General features: G+C 45.1%; 21 protein-coding genes and 1 pseudogene. 10 read left to right on the top strand and 12 right to left on the bottom strand.

The window, feature by feature from the left end; translation table 11 throughout:
- Positions 1 to 111 precede the first annotated feature (111 nt).
- From AC3A14_RS19060 to hetL, 4 genes are all read left to right on the top strand, one after another.
- Positions 112 to 1,149 carry a rod shape-determining protein gene (locus AC3A14_RS19060; RefSeq protein WP_271945225.1) on the top strand — a complete coding sequence of 346 codons (1,038 nt, stop codon included), beginning with the start codon at positions 112 to 114 and terminating at the stop codon, positions 1,147 to 1,149.
- Positions 1,150 to 1,154: 5 nt separating this feature from the next.
- On the top strand, positions 1,155 to 1,943 hold the full coding sequence (gene mreC, locus AC3A14_RS19055) for a rod shape-determining protein MreC (protein WP_271945223.1): 789 nt from the start codon (positions 1,155 to 1,157) through the stop codon (positions 1,941 to 1,943).
- 9 nt (positions 1,944 to 1,952) lie between these two features.
- Positions 1,953 to 2,528 (top strand): rod shape-determining protein MreD, encoded by a 576-nt coding sequence (mreD, locus tag AC3A14_RS19050; protein ID WP_318699612.1) that lies wholly within the window; start codon positions 1,953 to 1,955, stop codon positions 2,526 to 2,528.
- A 63-nt stretch (positions 2,529 to 2,591) separates the two neighbouring features.
- On the top strand, positions 2,592 to 3,317 hold the full coding sequence (hetL, locus tag AC3A14_RS19045) for a heterocyst differentiation pentapeptide repeat protein HetL (protein WP_318733815.1): 726 nt from the start codon (positions 2,592 to 2,594) through the stop codon (positions 3,315 to 3,317).
- Positions 3,318 to 3,738: 421 nt separating this feature from the next.
- Here the strand turns inward: hetL and AC3A14_RS19040 are convergent, their stop codons facing one another.
- From AC3A14_RS19040 to AC3A14_RS19015, 6 genes are all read right to left on the bottom strand, one after another.
- Entirely contained in the window at positions 3,739 to 4,857 is a 1,119-nt protein-coding gene (locus AC3A14_RS19040) for a tetratricopeptide repeat protein (RefSeq protein ID WP_318719593.1), read from the bottom strand.
- A gap of 23 nt (positions 4,858 to 4,880) precedes the next feature.
- Positions 4,881 to 5,756: an FkbM family methyltransferase gene (locus AC3A14_RS19035; protein ID WP_318733817.1), complete on the bottom strand. Its 876-nt coding sequence runs from the start codon at positions 5,754 to 5,756 to the stop codon at positions 4,881 to 4,883.
- A 175-nt stretch (positions 5,757 to 5,931) separates the two neighbouring features.
- Entirely contained in the window at positions 5,932 to 6,753 is an 822-nt protein-coding gene (gene larE, locus AC3A14_RS19030) for an ATP-dependent sacrificial sulfur transferase LarE (RefSeq protein ID WP_318699617.1), read from the bottom strand.
- Between the two features lie 180 nt (positions 6,754 to 6,933).
- The gene (locus AC3A14_RS19025; protein ID WP_318733819.1) at positions 6,934 to 8,847 is read right to left on the bottom strand and encodes a GTPase family protein; all 1,914 of its coding nucleotides are present in this window, start codon (positions 8,845 to 8,847) and stop codon (positions 6,934 to 6,936) included.
- A 34-nt stretch (positions 8,848 to 8,881) separates the two neighbouring features.
- A complete protein-coding gene (locus AC3A14_RS19020; RefSeq protein WP_413039128.1) occupies positions 8,882 to 9,490 on the bottom strand; it encodes a DUF8166 family protein in 609 nt (202 codons plus the stop codon).
- Between the two features lie 94 nt (positions 9,491 to 9,584).
- Positions 9,585 to 9,716 (bottom strand): hypothetical protein, encoded by a 132-nt coding sequence (locus tag AC3A14_RS19015; RefSeq protein WP_318733823.1) that lies wholly within the window; start codon positions 9,714 to 9,716, stop codon positions 9,585 to 9,587.
- Between the two features lie 109 nt (positions 9,717 to 9,825).
- On the opposite strand from AC3A14_RS19015, the gene AC3A14_RS19010 reads away from it, so the two are divergent.
- Entirely contained in the window at positions 9,826 to 10,662 is an 837-nt protein-coding gene (locus tag AC3A14_RS19010) for a pentapeptide repeat-containing protein (protein ID WP_318733825.1), read from the top strand.
- Here AC3A14_RS19010 and AC3A14_RS19005 read toward each other — a convergent pair.
- Positions 10,637 to 12,703 carry a prolyl oligopeptidase family serine peptidase gene (locus AC3A14_RS19005; protein ID WP_318699621.1) on the bottom strand — a complete coding sequence of 689 codons (2,067 nt, stop codon included), beginning with the start codon at positions 12,701 to 12,703 and terminating at the stop codon, positions 10,637 to 10,639. The genes AC3A14_RS19010 and AC3A14_RS19005 overlap by 26 nt on opposite strands.
- Positions 12,704 to 12,957: 254 nt before the next feature.
- Here AC3A14_RS19005 and AC3A14_RS19000 point away from each other — a divergent pair, with 254 nt between their 5' ends.
- From AC3A14_RS19000 to AC3A14_RS18985, 4 genes are all read left to right on the top strand, one after another.
- Positions 12,958 to 13,263 carry a hypothetical protein gene (locus AC3A14_RS19000; protein WP_318699622.1) on the top strand — a complete coding sequence of 102 codons (306 nt, stop codon included), beginning with the start codon at positions 12,958 to 12,960 and terminating at the stop codon, positions 13,261 to 13,263.
- Positions 13,264 to 13,422: 159 nt separating this feature from the next.
- The gene (locus AC3A14_RS18995; RefSeq protein ID WP_318699623.1) at positions 13,423 to 14,175 is read left to right on the top strand and encodes a dienelactone hydrolase family protein; all 753 of its coding nucleotides are present in this window, start codon (positions 13,423 to 13,425) and stop codon (positions 14,173 to 14,175) included.
- A gap of 105 nt (positions 14,176 to 14,280) precedes the next feature.
- Positions 14,281 to 15,192: a S1 RNA-binding domain-containing protein gene (locus AC3A14_RS18990; protein ID WP_318699624.1), complete on the top strand. Its 912-nt coding sequence runs from the start codon at positions 14,281 to 14,283 to the stop codon at positions 15,190 to 15,192.
- Positions 15,193 to 15,295: 103 nt separating this feature from the next.
- On the top strand, positions 15,296 to 16,171 hold the full coding sequence (locus AC3A14_RS18985) for a Tab2/Atab2 family RNA-binding protein (RefSeq protein WP_318733827.1): 876 nt from the start codon (positions 15,296 to 15,298) through the stop codon (positions 16,169 to 16,171).
- A 212-nt stretch (positions 16,172 to 16,383) separates the two neighbouring features.
- Here the strand turns inward: AC3A14_RS18985 and AC3A14_RS18980 are convergent, their stop codons facing one another.
- Together AC3A14_RS18980 and psb30 are read right to left on the bottom strand one after the other, a co-directional pair.
- Positions 16,384 to 16,692 (bottom strand): hypothetical protein, encoded by a 309-nt coding sequence (locus AC3A14_RS18980; RefSeq protein WP_318733829.1) that lies wholly within the window; start codon positions 16,690 to 16,692, stop codon positions 16,384 to 16,386.
- A gap of 89 nt (positions 16,693 to 16,781) precedes the next feature.
- Positions 16,782 to 16,913, bottom strand: a complete 132-nt coding sequence (psb30, locus tag AC3A14_RS18975) for a photosystem II reaction center protein Ycf12/Psb30 (protein WP_271936453.1) — start codon at positions 16,911 to 16,913, stop codon at positions 16,782 to 16,784.
- Positions 16,914 to 17,066: 153 nt separating this feature from the next.
- Between psb30 and AC3A14_RS18970 the strand changes: the two genes are divergently transcribed.
- Positions 17,067 to 17,432 carry a YkgJ family cysteine cluster protein gene (locus AC3A14_RS18970; RefSeq protein WP_318699627.1) on the top strand — a complete coding sequence of 122 codons (366 nt, stop codon included), beginning with the start codon at positions 17,067 to 17,069 and terminating at the stop codon, positions 17,430 to 17,432.
- 10 nt (positions 17,433 to 17,442) lie between these two features.
- Here the strand turns inward: AC3A14_RS18970 and AC3A14_RS18965 are convergent, their stop codons facing one another.
- The 3 genes and pseudogenes from AC3A14_RS18965 to AC3A14_RS18955 all read right to left on the bottom strand — a co-directional run.
- Positions 17,443 to 18,270, bottom strand: coding sequence for an ion transporter (locus AC3A14_RS18965; RefSeq protein WP_318699628.1), 828 nt, complete (start codon positions 18,268 to 18,270; stop codon positions 17,443 to 17,445).
- A 185-nt stretch (positions 18,271 to 18,455) separates the two neighbouring features.
- Entirely contained in the window at positions 18,456 to 18,791 is a 336-nt protein-coding gene (locus tag AC3A14_RS18960; RefSeq protein WP_318699629.1) for a hypothetical protein, read from the bottom strand.
- Between the two features lie 93 nt (positions 18,792 to 18,884).
- A pseudogene (locus AC3A14_RS18955) lies at positions 18,885 to 19,125 on the bottom strand (hypothetical protein); the annotation flags it as partial.

The raw sequence follows: 19,125 nt of genomic DNA, 5'->3' as shown, positions 1-19,125 counted from the left end.
TTTAGGGCAACTGACTGGACGGTAACTCAAAAACATAATAGAATCCACGTCAGTTATTATATTTTTACAATTCTAGACATTTGGACATATTGAAGTCGGGAGAGAAAAAAGGTGGGCGTATTTAGTCGATTTTCAAGAGATATGGGTATCGATCTCGGTACTGCAAATACATTAGTCTATGTATCGGGCAAGGGCATTGTGTTGCAAGAGCCATCTGTGGTGGCGATAGATACGGAAACGAAAGCGCCTTTAGCAGTTGGGGATGATGCAAAGAAAATGCTAGGTCGGACTCCAGGAAATGTAACGACATTTCGACCCTTGCGGGATGGAGTTATTGCCGATTTCGACACGGCTGAACTGATGCTTAAGCATTTTATCGAACGGGTGCATGAAGGTAAACAGGGATTGATCCCCCCACGGATGGTGATTGGCATTCCTTCAGGTGTCACTGGGGTAGAGCGTCGGGCGGTAATGGAAGCCGCTTCCCAAGCGGGGGCGAGGGATGTATATTTGATAGATGAACCCGTAGCAGCGGCGATCGGAGCTGGCTTACCGGTGGCTGAACCGACGGGGAATATGATTATTGATATCGGGGGCGGAACCACAGAGGTTGCCGTTTTGAGTTTACAAGGTACGGTAATTAGTGAGTCAGTGCGTGTCGCTGGTGATGAGCTGAATGAATCGATTATTCAGTATATGAAAAAAGTCCACAATTTAACCATTGGGGAACGGACGGCTGAAGATATCAAAATTCAAATTGGTTCAGCCTATCCCACCCCAGAGATTGATGAAGGGGCAATGGATGTTCGGGGGTTGCATTTACTGTCAGGTTTGCCCAGAACCGTTAGCATTAAGGCGGGTGAGATTCGCGAGAGTATGTCAGAGCCGTTATCGATGATTATTGATGCGGTAAAGCGGACACTAGAGCGGACTCCTCCGGAATTAGCGGCTGATATTATCGACCGAGGGATTATGTTGGCTGGGGGTGGCGCACTGCTTCAGGGTTTGGATACTTTGGTGAGCCATGAAACGGGAATTGTGACCCATGTGGCAGCCGATCCTTTGAGTTGTGTTGTTTTGGGTACGGGCAGAGTTTTGGAAAACTTTAAGCAGTTAGAACGGGTTTTTAGTGCGCGATCGCGGATGTAAAGTGAATGTATATACGTCAAATTCGTCGCTGGTGGGAAAGACATTGGTTAAACTTAGTGCTGATGGTGGTTGGCCTGGGTTTGGCGGTTTATGTGCGGCAAACTCAAGGTACTTTGGTATTTGAACTCTATGGCCGTCTGGTGGAGCCGTTCCAAGGAAATCCCCCTCAACAAGAACAGTTAGCAACGGCACGGGTGCTGGAGTTAGAAGCGAAAGTGGAAGAACTCGAACAGCAAAATAGCCGATTAAAGCAGTTAATTGACTATCAGGAACAGTCAAATCGGGAAGGGGTGATTGCTCCCATTATTGGCCGCAGTGCGGATCATTGGTGGAAACAAATTACTCTGGGCCGAGGGAGTCTGGATGGGATTGAAAAGGATTATATTGTTACGGGTACTGGAGGCTTGGTCGGCCGGGTCATTAGTGTCACAGAAAATACCAGTCGAGTGTTACTCTTAAGCGATCCCACCAGTCGGTTAGGGGCAACCATTCGCGTTGGAAAAGACCGCAGTTATATGGGAATCTTGCATGGCAGGGGCCAAAGTAAGGCGGTGATGGAGTTTTTTGATAAGGTTCCGGAAGTGAAACCGGGATACAAGGTGTTTACTTCCCCCTATTCTCCTCGCTTTCAATCGGGTTTATTGGTTGGGATTGTTGAGTCAGTAGATTTGAAAAAAAGTCCTGCTCCAGAGGCACAAGTTCGGTTTTCGGCTCCCATTGGTCATTTAGAGTGGGTTATGGTTTCTGAGGGGAAACCGGCTGTGGATTTGGAGTTGAATGAGTTAAATGAGTAGAAATAGACTGTGGTAAAACAATTGCTCGATCGCCTGGCTTCTTTGGGCCGTTTGGTTAATATTAGCCTAACGGGCTTGTCTATCCTGTTGTGTGCCCTGATTATGTTTACCCGATTACCGGGTATGGAGTTGTTGGGAATTGGGGTAAATTGGGCATTGGTGTGGGTGGTGGTTTGGAGTCTGAAGCGCAATGCTTGGCAAGGGGCGATCGCCGGTTTAGGCTTAGGTTTACTCCAAGATGCCCTCACGTCTCCCTATCCCCTCTTAGAAAATGGGGTAATTAATGCCTCACCCACTCATATGCTGGGATTGGTGTTAGTCGGATTTTTGACAGGAAAATTCCAAAAAGATCGGTATTTCCAAGAGGATTTTATTTCAGTAGCTCTGCTCACCTTTGGGATGACGCTGTTGGCGGAGACGGTGATTGCGCTTCAGTTGGTGTTGATTGGCGATCGCGATTTCTCCAGTATTTGGCTGGCTCATCAACAAATTGCTCTATGTTCAGCCATTCTCAGTAGCCTTTGGGCCCCAGTAATTTATGTACCCATGAATTTGTTTTGGGAGCGCTTCTGGCCGAATAACTAAGAGTTCTGGCGATCGATATACTATAAGTAGCCATCCTTGGTAGAGTAAAGATTGTTTGCGATCGTGGCAATAGAACAAGGTTGGACAACTGTGGTAAATCTATCTGAACTACTAGAACGGTATAATCGAGGCGATCGCCAATTTCAAGGACTTGACCTCAAAGACATAGAATTAGTCGAGATCGATTTCTCTGATGCTGATTTTTCCGGCACAGATTTCCGACAAGCTCGACTGGGAAAAAGCAACTTTTCTGGAACTAAACTCCATCGAGTTAACCTCAGTGAAGCTTTACTCTGGGGAGCGAACTTAACGCAAGCTAACTTGACGCAAGCCATTTTACGCGATACAGATTTGAGTGGAGCCAAGTTAGACCAAGCCAACTTAACTCGTACTAATCTCATCAAAGCGAGTCTTTGTGGTGCAACGTTGAAAGGAGCTAACCTATCCCAAGCCATTCTGCTCGATGCAGATTTGCGCCCCACTTCTGACCAACCCACAAACTTAGAAGATGTTATTTTCTCAGAAGCTAACTTAAGCTACGCCAATCTCAGCCAAACGATTCTCCACCGCGCGAACTTAGATCGAGCTATTCTCTGTCGTGCCAATTTAGGATTAGGACGAAGACTGCAAGGGTTTCAAACGGATTTACGAGAAGCGAGTCTGCGCTATGCTGACCTCAGCTATGCGGATTTAACCGGAGCGCTCTTAAGTCATGCGGATTTAACCGGAGCCGATCTCACCGGTACAATTTTGACAGATGCCGACCTTGAGGGAGTGTTGCTTCCATAGCAGGGGGGTTTCATTTTCGCCTGAAAAATGGCAAGGTGGGGGGATACTCAAGGGGTGACAAGGTAGCTCAAAGGTCGCGATCGCATAACCATAGCATCAGGTTAGAGGGTGACTTGCCCAAAAAATCGCTGGATTTTTTTCGCCATCTTTTAACGGCTCAAAGCCAAGCGTAGCCTTAGATTAAAGCCTGTTGTCACCCCCTGAGGGGGGGATAGGGAGATTAGGAAGTTTTTATTTATTAAAAGTTAACTTTTGAAAAAAGGGATAAAATCTTCTCTACACCATTGATCGCTGGCAGATCCAGATCCATTAAGATTAAATCCGGCCGGTTTTGATAGCATTTAGCCACTATAGTAGAGAAAAGGAGAGTTAGAACATTTTCTATTGCCCCATGATGAGCAATTGCAATTCTCATGAATATTTAATCTGCTTCACGGCAGAATACTAAGCCACTGTACAGGGCAAAAGCGCGATCCCAGTTGGTTTCTGTTTCTGCTCTGCGGAAAATATCAATATAGGGCCGAATTTCCCCAAACAAATCTCTCGGATCTGCCACCACTTTAGCTTCCTGTAAGACCGTTTCCGCAAAAGGGGTAAAATCTGACCAAAGGGGAGTCTGGGGGAGGTGTTGAATCATCACTTGAATTAAGCTATTCCATTGAAGACGGGTACTCAGTTGAGAGCGAGGAGTATCTGGGGGAATAATCCCCACACTATGATGAAATTCAAAGGAGCGATCGCAAAACCGTAGTAAGCAATTTCTCTGGGGAAGATGTAAATCACACAGATAAACATAATCCTGAGTGCGCTCCACCCTCTCCTGTTTTCCGCTCACTAACATCACCACTGATTCAAAAACAGGTAACTTTCCCTCTACCCGTTGTGCCACTTCTGACCATTCAAAACTCAAAGTTCCCAACTGATTGGATTCATCATGGCACATGATACTAACCGTTTTTCCTAGTTCCGAAATCGACTGCACCCGAAACACCCGGATCTGCTCAATTTTCTCTAAATTCACCCAAAACGCCGGAATTCCCACCTCTCGCAATTCTTGACCATAAATCCCCAATTCGCCTATATTCCCCGTGCGATGCAAACGCCAAAACCGTCCAGGGAGTTGCCGTTGGGCACTATAAAAGTCCAGGTTCATGATCCGCGAAAATTCTTTCGCTGCTGCTTTACGCGCTTCTCCAACAACCGGTTCAATAATTAATAAGCCAGGTTTGGCTTGGTTTGGATCTTGGCTGACTCTGGCGATTGCCTGTTGTCGTTGTTGCTGTTCCTGAGCTTCTTTTTGGCTTTGCAGTCGTTCCAGTCCAGAGCGAGCTTGAGAAACAATTTTCGGATGTTCCGCTTGCTGTAATAATTGCCGATAAATGGATTCAGCTAAGTCCAGTTTCCTTTTTTCTTCATACAATCGTCCCGCATACAGTCGTCCCCAGGGATTTCGGGGTTCTTTTTGCAAGAAATTCTTCAGCAAGTTTTGGGCTGTACGATAGTCTTTACGTTTAAAGGCTTTAGCAATTTGGTCAAGCATAGCGATCGGGGGAACTGCTGTATTTAGAGATGTGCTATTTTTTCAAACTCTGCCACTAGTCTAGCAGGAACTATAAAAATCATTTTAGTTCGGTACTTCTTCGGTTTTTCTTGAATTCTCATCAATTGAGGCTTTGATTGATGATTCTCTTTGCCTTTTAGTTTCACAAAGGCATAACACGAAAAGCCAATGGATTCAATGAAATTCAGCAGTTTTGTATTGGGGTAAGCCTCAGATAAAACCAAGGGTTGATCTCGGGTCAGTAGTTTTTTCGCACCTAATAAAATCTCAAAATCTGCGCCTTCAGCATCTGTCTTAATCCCTGCAACTTTTACTGAAGGATACTCGGTCATGAAATTCTCTAAAGTGTTGACTTTAACCGTCATTTTTTCAACTTCATCTTCTATCTTGGTTCTCACCAGTGAATTCAGTTCAGGCATGGCTTTCAAAGAAATTTCCATGGTTCCGACTTGAGAATAAAGTGCCTCTTTCACAATGTGACAATTTTGAAATTGTGAAATATTGTCTTCTAGAATTTTAATGACTCTTGGATCGGGTTCAAAGGCATAAACTTCACGGGATAGTGGAGCAGCAAGCAAGCTATAGTATCCAATATTTGCACCGACATCAATAAATACTTTTTCTCCATCTAAAAACTGAGTTAATAAAGCTTCTGACCCCCAATCTAACTTCTCTCTTTTGAGGAAAAGCTCTGTACCAAACCGACTTCCAAAAGGTAATATCATTTCCACATTGTTGAATAAAACCATTTTTTGATTGAGTTTGAGGATCTTATGGAAGCCACGCAATCCATAACGGTATAAAAAGTTTGAATAGCCGATTTCTTGAGCTAGTCTAAAGAAATAGTTAAATTTCCAGGAAAGAATTGAGACGATCATGATTGCCTTAAATTACGCATAAGGTTATTAATAGTTTCTATTCTATCCGTCTTTTTCTACCTTCCAAGATCGGGAGAAGTTTTTCTAATGACAGCTAACGACACTCCAATCAAGAATCAGAGTGCAACTATAGTTGTTCGGAAAATAGATTTTTTCTGTGTGTTTAACGTTTGAGCTAAATCCTCGCGACTTCCCCCAACACGCGATTAAGTTTGCCACTGACATAGCCTTCTAAGTCGAGGGTGACATAGAGAAAGCCAAAGTCCTGAAACTGCTTCACCAGTTCCGGTAAATTGGTGGAGAGAACAAAAGACTGAATCTGTTCTGGGAGGAGTTCAATTCTGGCACTTTCCCCTTCCGAGCGTACCCGAACTTGGGTTAAGCCGAGTTGCCGTAAATAGCGCTCGGCTCGTCCTACCCGTTGTAATTTAGAGAGGGTAATTTCTTCGCCGTAGGGAAAGCGAGAACTCAGACAGGGTTGAGCCGGTTTATCCCACCAGGGAAGTTGCAGATATTTGGAGATTTCCCGAACTTCAGCTTTGGTTACGCCAACTTCGGCTAACGGCGATCGCGCTCCTCGCTCTTTTGCCGCTTGAATTCCGGGGCGATAATCCTGTAAATCATCTCCATTCACCCCATCAATAACATAGGGATAACCCCAGGCTTGGGCTAGGGGTTTGAGAGTATCATGGAGTTCACTTTTACAGAAATAGCAACGATTAATCGGATTCGACGTATAGTTGGGATTGTCCATTTCGTGGGTTTGGACAATTTTATGGGTAATCCCGATCGCCGCTGCTTGCACCTTAGCATCCTCTAGATCTTCCGGCAACAGAGACGGGGATTCAGCCGTTACTGCTAGGGCGCGATCGCCCAGGCGATCGTAGGCAATTTTCGCCACCAACGTACTATCAATTCCCCCAGAATAGGCAATCAGCGCCCGATCCATTTGAGTAAATAGGGTCTGTAGACGGTTGAGTTTCTCCGTAATATCCATGTTCTGTTTAGTTTACCCTTGGTCGATATACTGGTTTTCACTCTCCACGATCTCTAGAATAACGGATGATTTCCCCTTAGAAGAGAAAGTGCCCTTAGATGGAGTAGGGAGAAACCTTTTCACCTGCAACCATACATTCTGTTACCCTCTCACTTAAGATGGAGGCTCCTTAGATGAAAACTATGTCTCTAGATAAAATTTGACCCGATCGCCCAACTCATCCATACTCAACCCTTGCACCCAATATTCTACCAGGGCATGACCGAAGGCCCAGGCGTTTTTTTCGGGGGTTGCAGGGTTTTCTAGCAGTTGCGGCCAAAGGGTCAAAAGTTCAAATTTAACTTCTAACTCTGGGTCATTACTCAGGAGTAAAAATAGATCGTAGGACATCTGTAACTTGCCAATCACTACCGGTAACTGTTCAATGGGGATTTGTTCGGCCAGGAGATAGGCGAGGGTTGGCGAACCGGTGGCAATCGTTGATACAAATCGGAGGACGGGACTTTTCAGGAGTGCAGTTAAGCCTTGAGTCGTCGCCATTTGGAACGTGTAGCGGTCGATAATTTTGGCGGCGGCTAGGGTACGGGCATCGCGATCGCGTAAAAATCGGGCTAGTCTCTCTTCTTTTACTGGCCCGATCGCCTCCATGAGCAGGGCGGAGAGTTTGTCCGTATTCCAAGCCTGGCGACCGATTTGAGCATCTGCGGTGACGAGGGGCAGGAGGCGATCGCACCATTGCCCTAACTGTTGCTGACGATACTCGGTTGCCTCACGAATTGCTAACTCCTTCGGCCGCTCTCCGAATTGCCAGTCATAGGGGGGCGACCATTCCCGGATGGGGCGCAGACGGTCAACTTGCGTGACAAACGTAATAATGGGTAAGGTCTCATTCTGTTCCCGGAGTTGCTTCAAGAAATTCACATCCATTTGCAAGGCTGGATCGAGGGCAGGAGTCACTAACAAGACTAAATCGGCTTTAGCCCCAAACTCTAAAACTTGCTCGGCTAAATCGGGGCGGTTGACCTGCTCGTAACCGGGGGTATCCCAAAGATGTAAGCCCTCGCCATTGGCTTCCTGCCATTGATAATTCTGAATTTTGTCGGTACTGGGTAAAACATCCACTTCCGCTCGTTCTGCTTGAAATAAGGTGTTAATCAGGCTACTTTTACCTGCCCCGGTCCGTCCGACTAAAAGTAGATTCAGAGGTTGTTCCTCAATCTGCTCCTCTGGGGACGCTTTAGCAATAATGGCGCGTAGGGTTTCGGTTTTGGCTTTCGGTAGGGTTAATTCGGAGGCTGAAACATTCAAGTCTGGGGGGATTACGTTACCATAGAGGGCGATCGCCTGCCGACAGAGATTCCGCAGGGCTGACTCCCGTAACATTTGACCCAAGTTTACCAGTAACTCCTGAGTTGCCTTATTGCCCCACTTGCGCGTCGCCTGTTTTGCTGCGGCTGCGGCTGGATTGAGCAACCACTGCGCCCAACCCCAAACCTGTAATACTTTACGCGCCGAGGGTTCCAACTTGCGATAGATTTCATAGGCTTGATAGGCTTGGCCAACGGTTACCTGATTGAGAACGGGAGAGAGTTGGCTAATGGCACGTCCCACATCCTCTACGGTTCCTTGAACCAATCCATAGGCTTGGGGAATGTAGATATTGAGTAGAGGATATTGGGTATTTTGCCCATAAGCCTCAGCCACCGCCACTACCACGGCTTGACAACGTTGAAAAAAGGTGACCTGATCTTCCCAAATGGGGCGATCGCCTTTTGACTCTTTGAGAATCGTCTCTAATGCTGTCTCAATCTGTGCCCCGACTTCCGCATTACCAATGGCAGACTGGGTTTCTTCCGTTACTGCCTCCATATCTGCACTGATGGCTGCAACTGCTGCTTCCACCTGCTCTACCATGGGGCGAGTCCACAGCACCAATAACCAGCGCCACCCCAAGAACACCAGGATAAAGATCGTCCAGATCCAACTCAGTCCCCAAGTATGTATCTGCAACCCGGCGGCAATAAGCAGTAAAATTGCGATCGAGGCGATCGGGGTAATTAAAACTATCCATTGCCACAGCTTAAAGCGCATCATAATCTATTAAAAATCAAAACTTTTATTGATGTTATTAATGCTTAATCGAGCCTAATGTATTCTTCCATGCTAACTCTTTCCGGAGAATATCTAATGCCCTTCGATCGGCTTCCGAAAACAGATTTTGGTCAATTAATTCGCCAATAACTTGTTGCACTAACTGCGAGGCAAACATGCCCCCACTGCGCAATACATGAGCATAGTAGCCTAAATGGGGGCGGCCTTGGGCGTTTAAGTGAAACTGATAAATTTCTTCGGGACTCATCTTAAAGACTGGAGTATTAACGGGAACTACAACCCTAGGGATTCCTTGCGCTCCATGGAGGCGATCGCCCCCTTGGATGAACTCTCCAATTAAAATTGTACCCAGTAAAACCCGTGTTTCGACAATCAAATCTGGTGTAAAGAAGGGATCGGGATCGTTCGACAATCGAGGCCCCGTATTCAGAAATTGGGGATTAAACAACTGGGAATTATAAACTAAACCTACTGCCCAATGGCGATCGCCGAGATCTTCGAGCTTCACAAAACAACCAAACCCATAATCCTCGGGTTCCGGTGGATTCAATAAATCGTGCTTTTCATCGAGTTGGACAACATAATCACAATGGGAATTAGATTTAACGATTTTACCCAAACGCATGGAACAATTAATCATTAATAATTAATCATGATTGTATACCTAATTGATGCCAACATTTAAGAATTTGATCTAATTCTGGCGGAAGGCGGGAATTTTAGGCGATCGCCAAAATCTCGATCAATCCCACTGTATTGACATCAGATACGGTTGTCGCAGGGGGATAGCCAAATACCACATAAGAGCAAAAATTGCTATAAAGTTTAACAATAAGATAAAAACCTCCCATCCCCAACACCCCACACCACCCTGGTACACAGAGGAATCTCAGAATATGATTGAAAACAGGAGAGCAACAACACAATTTCTCCAAAAACTCAATTGATGAGGAACACGCAATGAAGGCTTCAGAACTACTAGAGCGCTATCGTGCAGGAGAACGGAATTTTTGCCAAGTCAATTTGGCGAACGCAGACTTGCGCCAAGCCAACCTCTGCGAAATCAACTTCACGCAAGCCAATTTGATCAAAGTCAATTTGACGGGAGCCACCCTAGGGGGAGCCACCTTTAGTCAAGCGTTTATGAATCAAGCCATGCTGACAGGAGCGAACCTCATTGGGGCACACTTGGAAGAAACTTCTTTGCACGAAGCCTTCCTGAGCGGTACGAATCTCCAAGGCGCAAATTTACAAGGGGCGAATTTGAGTGACTGTAATCTCAATGAGGCAATCTTAAACCATGCCAATTTACAAAAGGCTTGTTTGAGTCGGGCGAAATTGATCAATGCCTCTATGCACCATACGGTTCTGGAATATGCTAATTTAACCCACGCTATCCTGAATGGGGCGATTCTTAAACAGGCTAAATTAGCCCATAGTATCTTAGCGCAATCCATGTTAGAAACGGCAGATTTGGAACAGGCCGATCTCAGTCAAGCCATTCTCATGGGTGCGTCTCTGCGCCGGGCGATTTTACGAGAGGCGAGTTTGCGATCGAGCAATTTAATGGGGGTTTCTTTTCGTTCGGCAGATTTGCACCAAGCCACCCTCTATCGCGCCCAACTCTACTGGACGAATTTCACCGAAGCTAATTTAAGCGAAGCGGTGTTAATGGATACGGATTTTACCCTATCCAATCTATCGCAGGCGAATTTAGAGGGGGCTTCAGTCACTGGTGCTGTGTTTCCCAAGGGATTTGACGTGAACCTAGTTAGGCAATACCGAGAACTTGGGTGAGAAATGCCCATTTATCAGCAATTTCTTGGATTTGTTTGCTGGTGGGCTTTCCTGCACCATGCCCGGCTTTGGTTTCAATGCGGATCAAGACTGGAGATGAAGCCCTGTGGGCAGCTTGTAGAGCTGCAGCAAATTTGAAACTGTGGGAAGGAACAACTCGATCGTCGCGATCGCTGGTTGTCACTAGAGTAGCAGGATAGGCGGTTCCGGGTTTCAGGTTGTGTAAGGGGGAATAGCGATAGAGGTGTTCAAAATCTTCTGAATGATCGGCACAGCCATATTCATCGCACCAAGCCCAGCCAATGGTAAATTTATGGAATCGCAGCATATCCATAACACCGACAGCGGGAAGGGCAGCGCCAAATAAGTCGGGGCGTTGCGTTAGAGACGCGCCGACTAATAAACCGCCATTACTGCCACCGGCGATCGCCAATTTCTCCGAACACGTATACTTTTGTTCAATTAACCATTCTGCTGCCGCAATAAAATCATCAAACACATTTTGTTTATTTTGTTTCATCCCCGCTTGATGCCAGTCTTCCCCATATTCTCCACCGCCCCGTAAATTGGGAACTGCATAAATTCCTCCCTGCTCCATCCACACTAAATGACTAACTGAAAAACCTGGAGTCAGTGAAATACTAAAGCCCCCATAGCCATAGAGTAAGGTTGGATTCGATCCATCAAGGGTAATCCCTTTCTTATGGGTAATAAAGAGAGGAACTTGGGTGCCATCTTTACTGGGATAAAACACTTGCTTACTCTCATAGTTATCCGGATTAAAGTTCACTTCTGGTTGCCGATACAGGGTACTTTCTCCTGTCAGCAAGTCATAGCGATAAATAGTCGTGGGAGTTGTATAGCTGGTAAAGCTATAGAAGGTTTCTGTATCTTCCGGTTTACCATTAAACCCACTCACTGAACCTAAACCAGGTAACGCAAGAGTTTTTAGATACTCTCCCTTTAAGCTATAGATCTTAACTTGAGAATGAGCATCTTGCATCGATTGAACCACAAACTGATGATTGAGCAAACTCACTTCGCCGATCACATCATTCGATTCGGGAATAATCTCTTGCCAATTCTCTTGTTCTGGATGGTTGATATCGATCGCAATGACTCGCCACTTGGGGGCTTGCCAATTGGTTATAAACCAGAAGATTGAGCCTTGATTGCCAATAAATTGATAACTGTCTTCAAATTCAGAGATTAATTCAATGATGGGACTGTTGTCTTGGCTTAAATCTTGATAAAACACCAGATTTTTCAGTTCTGTCGAGCGCCAAACACTAATCAGTAAGTATTTTCCATCTTCCGTGATTGTCGGAGAAAAGCCCCATTCTTTTTGATCGGGACGCTCATAGATGAGTTGATCTTCCGATTGAGAATCGCCGAGCCGATGGTAATACAGTTTTTCGTAATAGTTTTGTTCTTGATATTCTTGCCCTTCTTTGGGTTCGGCGTAGCGGTTGTAATAAAACCCTTGAGTATCTTTCGACCAAGTAACCGTAGAAAATTTAATCCATTTCAAATGGTCCCCGAGATCTTCTTTGCTGTCAATATTCCTGACTTTCCACTCTTGCCAATCAGAACCGGATTGGGATAAGCCATAGGCGAGGTATTGCCCATTTTCAGAAATAGCAATTCTGGATAAGGCCGTTGTACCATCGTCTGATAAAGTATTAGGATCGAGTAAAATCTGAGGCTCGGCATCCGGCTCTTGGAGACAGTAGAGAACGGATTGATTTTGCAGTCCGGAGTTTTTAAAATAGAATAGGCGATCGCCTTGTTTCGAGGGAATGGCATATTTCTCATAATTCCAGAGTTCTTCAAGACGACTTTTGAGCGATTCCCGGGTAGGGATTTGTTCTAAAAACTCAAACGTAATTTTGTTTTGATCTTCAACCCAGGCTTGGGTTTCTTCTGACTCTAAGTCCTCTAGCCATCGATAGGGATCGGATACTGGGGTACCGTGGTAATCATCAACTCGATCGACTTGACGGCTTTGGGGATATTCAAACACTTGGGAAACCTCAGACATAGTAACGTACTCCAGGAGGCGGAAAGACTCAAAAGCTATATAAGGGTATAGATTCAAGTTATCTTCGCCTTAATTGTATAATAGCTGCTTCTAGACTTTTAATCCATTCATAGAGATGCAAGTATATATGCACAAAGCTATATGTGAATTCATATAAATTCAGGAAAATATAAAAAAATATTCCAAATCTGAGAAAATTTGATAAAATTTAACATAAGAACCGTCTATACCATAGATAACTAACAGCCAAACCCATGTCTCAAGACTTTTTCCTTCCTCCTGATGAAGCCAAAACCTTTGGCGATATCGACTTTATGCGTAGAAAGCAACGGGTCAAGCATACCTATCCCAAAGGTAAGCGGGCGAGTGAAGTGGTTGAAGCCTCTTCGATGGAAATGCAAATCCGCCCTGAGAGTCAAATGATGTCTTCAACCCCTGCGAAGTCTGAACCTCAAGCGAGCAGTCAACCTTCAACACCCACTCCCGCTCGTCGTCCTTCCAATACCAACACAGGTGGCTTAGACTTCCTGAAGATGGCAAAGGGAATGAAAAAGAAATAGAGGGCAACTGCCAATCTCTCTAAAGATTTGCTCATCTGTCTAAACACTTTTTGTCAAAAGCTCTTCACTAGATATCCAGTGGAGAGCTTTTTTCAGCTCAAGATTAACGAGTTTTTCCCTTAAAATTGGAAAGACGCAACCTCAGGTTTTCCGGTAATCATGGCAGAGCTAACTATACACTCTACTTCAGTGCAAGTCCCTAATGGCGACTTACTCATTGATGCGTATCTGGCTGAACCTACTACACCGGGTTCCCATCAGGGGATAGTCGTAGTACAGGAGATTTTTGGGGTAAATGCACATATTCGCGATGTAACCGATCGCATTGCCAAACAGGGCTATATTGCCATTGCTCCAGCGATTTATCAGCGTCTGGCTCCCGGTTTTGAAGCCGGTTATACCCCAGAAGACATTAAAATCGGCCGGGAATATAAGGTTAAAACCAAGGCGGATGAATTGCTCAGTGACATTCAGGCAACCTTAGATTATCTAAAAACACGACCCAATCTGAAATCGGGAGGCTTTGGGGCGATCGGATTTTGCTTTGGCGGCCATGTCGTTTATCTGACTGCTATCCTGGATGAGATTAAGGCCACTGCGTCTTTCTATGGTGCAGGAATTGCTACTCTCACCCCAGGGGGAGGAGCACCCACTATTACTCGTACCCCAGAGATTAAGGGAACCCTCTACTGCTTTTTTGGCAATGAAGATGCCAGTATTCCAGCTTCAGAAGTCGAGCAAATTGAAGCCACTCTAAGAGAAGCTCAGGTTTCTTATCAGATTTTCCGGTACGATGGAGCCGATCATGGCTTTTTCTGCGATCGCCGTGCTAGTTATAATGCAGAAGCTGCTACTGATGCCTGGGCTAAAGTGAAAGATTTGTTTCACGCCCAACTTCAGGCTTCTGAATAGCAACTGCCAAGGTGGTGAAGACTTCCTTGAAAGGCTCAAACCTAGCACCCATACTCGATTGCCTTTTGCCTAGCGCAAAGTGCTCTAATTTCTCAGACCCTAGTTATGAACTCTGAATCCAAACCCTCTTCTGAAACTCCCTCTTCTATTGGCTTTTCCCCAGATGACTTTGCCCAAGCTCTGCAAGAGCATGACTATACCTTCCAAAAAGGACAAGTGGTACGCGGTCGTGTGGCTGTCCATTCCCAAGAGGGAGCCTATATTGAAATTGGTGGCAAGTCTACTGCCTTTGTACCCATACAAGAGGCGGCTTTAGAAAATGTAACCGATTTGTCTACCGTTTTACCTCTGAATGAGGAATTAGATTTTCTCATTACTCGCGAACAAAATGAAGAGGGACAAGTAACACTCTCCCGTCGCCAACTGGCAATCCAGCGCCTTTGGGATACCCTATTAGAGAAGCAGGAGGATCAACAAGCGCTACAAGTTCGGGTAACCGGGAGCAATAAAGGGGGCGTGACAGTTGATGTGATGGGACTGAGAGGGTTTATCCCGCGATCGCATCTGAGTCAACGGGAAAACCTCAATGCTCTCAAGGGGGAAACCCTGACTGTAGGATTTCTGGAAGTGAATCCAGATACTCGTAAGTTGGTGCTTTCTGAACGGCTAGCAACCCAAGCGGCGACGTTTAGTCAGTTAGAAGTGGGACAATTGGTAGAAGGACGAATTGCTAATATTAAACCCTTTGGTTTATTTGTCGATTTAGGCAATACCACAGGACTGATTCATATTAAGCAAATTAGCCAAAGCTATATTGCTGCCCTCTCCAGTCATTTTTCTATTGGTCAATCCATTAAGGCAATCATTATTAGTATTGATGAAGGGAAAGGACGGATTTCTTTGTCTACCCGCATTTTGGAGAATTATCCCGGAGAGCTATTAGAAAATATGGATGAAGTCATGGAAAGTGCTACGGCTCGTCGAGAACGTGCGGTTAAATCTTTGCCTGATGCTTAGACTCATAGGTTGAGTTTCTCTAGTAGGAGGAGTATGCTTTTTCTTTCCACCTCCTACTTTTGCAACTGCTCTACATTTGGACTGTTACTGGTTAGTTGATTCAATGAAAACAATTTGGGAACTCGATTTTTACTCCTGCCCTATTCTAGATGAAAATAATAAGAAAATTTGGGAAATTCTGATTTGTGAAACTCCATTATCGATCGCGACTGACCCCGAAAACTTATTTCGGTATTCTCGGTTTTGTTCGAGTAGTAAAGTTAACTCAGGAGAATTAAAGGCTGCCCTGTTAGAGGCCATGGAGCAAGCCCCCAGTCGGCCCAGTAAGATCCGCTTCTTTCGCCGACAAATGAATAATATGATTGTCAAAGCTTGTAAGGATTTGGCTATTCCTTCAGCTCCCAGTCGCCGCACGTTAACACTGTATCAGTGGATACAACAGCGAGAAACAGAAGTCTATCCCCAAGAAGCGGGTTATGATGCCAAGGCAGCCTCTTCGCCTTCTGTAAAATATGAATCGGCGATCGCCCAATCGCTCCCAGATGCCATCCTAGGTCAAAAATGGGCATTGGTTAGCCTAGAAGCACAAGCGTTTGCCGAGATGCCCGAATGGGAAATTGCCTTTGGAGAGTCTTTTCCCTTAAGTCCATTTGAATTATCAGAAACAACTCCCATTCCTGGTATTATCCTCTTTTCCCCCCGCGCCATTCCGATGGCAGGATGGATGTCTGGTCTAGAATTAGCCTTTCTCAAAGTGATGGAAAATCGAGAAGATAGGAGCAAGAAACCCAGGCTATTACTGGAAACCGGAGTGAATGAAAGCTGGATTTTGGCTAACCTGAACACCCCCCAATTATTAAAAGAAGGAGAAAATTTAGAACAAGCTAAAAAGCAGTCTAAAGGAATTCATTTTATCGCCATTCAGTCCAATCCTGAATCAGAATCATTTGCGGGATTTTGGTTGCTGCAAGAACGATGAGTTAATCACAGCGCTTTACGCTGGGGAATAGGGAATAGGGAATAGGGAATAGGGTTGTGGTACATGGAGAGAGAGGATTCAAGCTTGTGTTTCATAACGCAAGCAGAGTGCTGTAATATAGCGCTTTGCTCTAGGTAACAGGGAATATAGCGAGGGAAGAGAGAATTAAGAAATTTTCTATTGCCCATTCCCCATTCCCCATTCCCCATTCCCTATTCCCTACTCATGGCTTTTGTTTTCATACGCCACTCTTTGCGCCAATGGTTAATTAAGATCGTTAACCCAGTAATTAACATCCAGAGCAAACCCAAACCATTGAGCAAAACATAAACGGATTCAAAAGATTTACCGAAATATTCCCCTTCATGGATCGCCATGAGGATATGCACTTGATCGCGGCTGAGTCCAAACCAATCTTTTGCCAACCGGTAGGAAACCCCGGTAAAGACTGTGGTAAATAGGGGAAGTAGGACAATGGGAGCGAGGGTTTTGTGTAGAGTACGAATGGTGAGTTTAGCCATGATTAGCCCTTATAGACTCAAATTGTTGTAGCGCTAATTAAAAAAAGCCCGACTATATCGGGCTTTAGTGCGTAAGGAGTGAACGATAATTAGAGGTCGCCACCTCGCAAAAATAGAACAAAGATAACGGCTGGGCCAGCTACCACTACTAATGTTAGCATTAATAGCTGTGCTATGAGTATCCAATCGATTCCTGTGAACAAGTTTGTGATAAAATCCATTTCTCCTCCACTCTCAACCCTAGGAGTTGATGCAATTACTAGATAGAATGCAACTTCTGATTTTACATGGGGATCGACCCCAAGCTTTAAGGAAGTTAACAAAACTCAATAAAGTTTAGCCCAATTCCCCAATTCAGCTTACGGAGTAGCTTTATGGCAACTTGGCGTTGTATTAAACAGTGTGGTGCGTGCTGCCATCTCGATCCAGATGAGCGCCCGGATCTAGATCAATACCTGTCCCCTAGTGAGTTAGAACTCTACTATAGTTTGGTAGCCCCTGATGGCTGGTGCATCCACTTCGATCATTTAACCAAAGAATGTACCATTTATCCAGACCGTCCCCAATTCTGTCGGGTACAACCGGATGTCTATGAAAGGATGTTTGGTATTGACGCGCAGGAGTTGAATGATTTTGCGATAGAGTGCTGTGAGCAGCAAATTGAGGGGGTTTATGGCGATCGCTCCCTGGAGTTGCTCCGATTTCGCCGCGAAGTTGGTTTAGAGACACAAGAGGGTTAGGTATTTACGGTTATTCTTGACTCACTGTTTTCGAGAGTTCCATCTCCTGAACCAAACTAGAGCCACAATGTTTACAGAACTTAGCGTCTGGATCGTGAAATAATAAACCACAGTCTTGACATTCCACTCGCACTTTTTGGGACTCTTTAACAAAATGTTTGACTAAATCTCCGACTTGCCAAGGAATTAAGGAAATTCCCGTTAAAATCATGGCTAAGGTAATCCAACGTCCGGCTTCAGAAAGGGGAGTAATATCCCCAAATCCGACGGTTGTCATGGTGACAATGCAGAAGTAAAGAGCATCGAAAAAATGGCGAAAGGATTGGGGATTGATGGCATGTTCAATCTGATAAATCAAACCAGAATAGACGAAAATAATGGAAAAGAGGGTAAAGCCGATGCGGGTAACAATCAGGTTGTTTTCTGAGTTAATGATGCCGAGAAATGTTTTAGCCCCTAGATAGCGGAGTAGATGCAAGATCCGAAACCAAATCAGGGTTTTCGAGAATCCAATTTCGATGTCGAATACCCCGAAGATAAAGGGAATAAAGATCAATAGATCAATGAGCGAATAAATGCTTAAGAAGTACTCTAGTTTCTGTTCGGCACACCAGAAGCGCAACAGATATTCTAAAATAAAGATAAGGAGAATACAGGTATTGGCTAGATCTAAAACCTGAAAGAGATCGGGGGGAAGATCGTAGGTTTGGATAACGAAAATGGCAGCAGAGATCAGGACGAGCGTAATAATGGTGAGATTGAAAATTTTCCCGAGTAGAGTTTCAATTCCCAACCATTGATTTAGGGTTTGACGTGGGGAAATGAGCTGAGAAGTCAAAATAATTAATCATGAATAATTAAGCATTATCAAGTAGGGTGGATAATGTCCCACCCTACCATTCACAGATCAACCGATGGAGGTTAGGGTACGATCGCCCACTTCCCGATCGGCATCTACTTCAGTCGTTACTGATTTAACAAGGGTTTGCATCGTCAAGTTCAGGAGCTTCAGTCACTTCACGGTTAACGGGGAAGGGAATCCTTGCCTTTAACCATCATTCCCACAGCACCGAATCCTGCGATTCCCGCTAAACCGGCAATCATAGCAACCGGCTTATTTTTAGCCTCATCTGTGATATGAGTATGGTCATGAACATGATGGATGGGAGTAGAGCTAGTGATATGACTAGCGGAAGTCGGTTCAGCCCTATCACTGGTGGGAGCAGCAGAAGTCTGGTTCTCTCCGGCTCCTTGAGTAGGAGACTTACTAAGAAAGCAAGCTTGAGCCGAAACACCGAAGAAGACAGTACTGGCGATCGCCAAACCCATGACGCTACCGATGAAGTAGGGAAATTTCATGATATTAAAACAGTTCAATAGGTTAATATCCCAATTAGGGTTTAGGCCCTAGGGATTCCGATCAATGATGCCATATTGTCGTGCGACTGACCGTTATCTGAGTAACACTTGTGCGACTACGGGAAAGCGATCGGAGATTAATATCCCTTCCCATGGCGATCGCTCGACTCTGGCAGATAAGAGGGAGCAACGAGCATCATAGTAAATGCTATCGACAGCATCCCAAGCTTTACCCGTGAATTCATGATACCCCTCTTCTGTCACTCTCCGAAAAGCTTTAGCTTTTCGGAATCGTAGAGTGTAGACAAGGCAGGCGATCGCGCCATTTTTTCTG

The organism is Roseofilum sp. (assembly GCF_982964205.1).
Note: the sequence above shows the minus strand (reverse complement) of the source record. Positions and strands in the feature narration are given on the sequence as shown.

What these genes read in the sequence shown, in the direction of transcription:
- mreC (WP_271945223.1), top strand. Translation starts at nt 1,155, where the DNA reads ATGTATATACGTCAAATTCGTCGCTGGTGGGAAAGACATTGGTTAAAC.
- AC3A14_RS19040 (WP_318719593.1), bottom strand. Translation starts at nt 4,857, where the DNA reads ATGCTTGACCAAATTGCTAAAGCCTTTAAACGTAAAGACTATCGTACA.
- AC3A14_RS19035 (WP_318733817.1), bottom strand. Translation starts at nt 5,756, where the DNA reads ATGATCGTCTCAATTCTTTCCTGGAAATTTAACTATTTCTTTAGACTA.
- larE (WP_318699617.1), bottom strand. Translation starts at nt 6,753, where the DNA reads ATGGATATTACGGAGAAACTCAACCGTCTACAGACCCTATTTACTCAA.
- AC3A14_RS19025 (WP_318733819.1), bottom strand. Translation starts at nt 8,847, where the DNA reads ATGATGCGCTTTAAGCTGTGGCAATGGATAGTTTTAATTACCCCGATC.
- AC3A14_RS19020 (WP_413039128.1), bottom strand. Translation starts at nt 9,490, where the DNA reads ATGCGTTTGGGTAAAATCGTTAAATCTAATTCCCATTGTGATTATGTT.
- AC3A14_RS19015 (WP_318733823.1), bottom strand. Translation starts at nt 9,716, where the DNA reads ATGGGAGGTTTTTATCTTATTGTTAAACTTTATAGCAATTTTTGCTCT.
- AC3A14_RS19010 (WP_318733825.1), top strand. Translation starts at nt 9,826, where the DNA reads ATGAAGGCTTCAGAACTACTAGAGCGCTATCGTGCAGGAGAACGGAAT.
- AC3A14_RS19005 (WP_318699621.1), bottom strand. Translation starts at nt 12,703, where the DNA reads ATGTCTGAGGTTTCCCAAGTGTTTGAATATCCCCAAAGCCGTCAAGTC.
- AC3A14_RS19000 (WP_318699622.1), top strand. Translation starts at nt 12,958, where the DNA reads ATGTCTCAAGACTTTTTCCTTCCTCCTGATGAAGCCAAAACCTTTGGC.
- AC3A14_RS18995 (WP_318699623.1), top strand. Translation starts at nt 13,423, where the DNA reads ATGGCAGAGCTAACTATACACTCTACTTCAGTGCAAGTCCCTAATGGC.
- AC3A14_RS18990 (WP_318699624.1), top strand. Translation starts at nt 14,281, where the DNA reads ATGAACTCTGAATCCAAACCCTCTTCTGAAACTCCCTCTTCTATTGGC.
- AC3A14_RS18985 (WP_318733827.1), top strand. Translation starts at nt 15,296, where the DNA reads ATGAAAACAATTTGGGAACTCGATTTTTACTCCTGCCCTATTCTAGAT.
- AC3A14_RS18980 (WP_318733829.1), bottom strand. Translation starts at nt 16,692, where the DNA reads ATGGCTAAACTCACCATTCGTACTCTACACAAAACCCTCGCTCCCATT.
- psb30 (WP_271936453.1), bottom strand. Translation starts at nt 16,913, where the DNA reads ATGGATTTTATCACAAACTTGTTCACAGGAATCGATTGGATACTCATA.
- AC3A14_RS18970 (WP_318699627.1), top strand. Translation starts at nt 17,067, where the DNA reads ATGGCAACTTGGCGTTGTATTAAACAGTGTGGTGCGTGCTGCCATCTC.
- AC3A14_RS18960 (WP_318699629.1), bottom strand. Translation starts at nt 18,791, where the DNA reads ATGAAATTTCCCTACTTCATCGGTAGCGTCATGGGTTTGGCGATCGCC.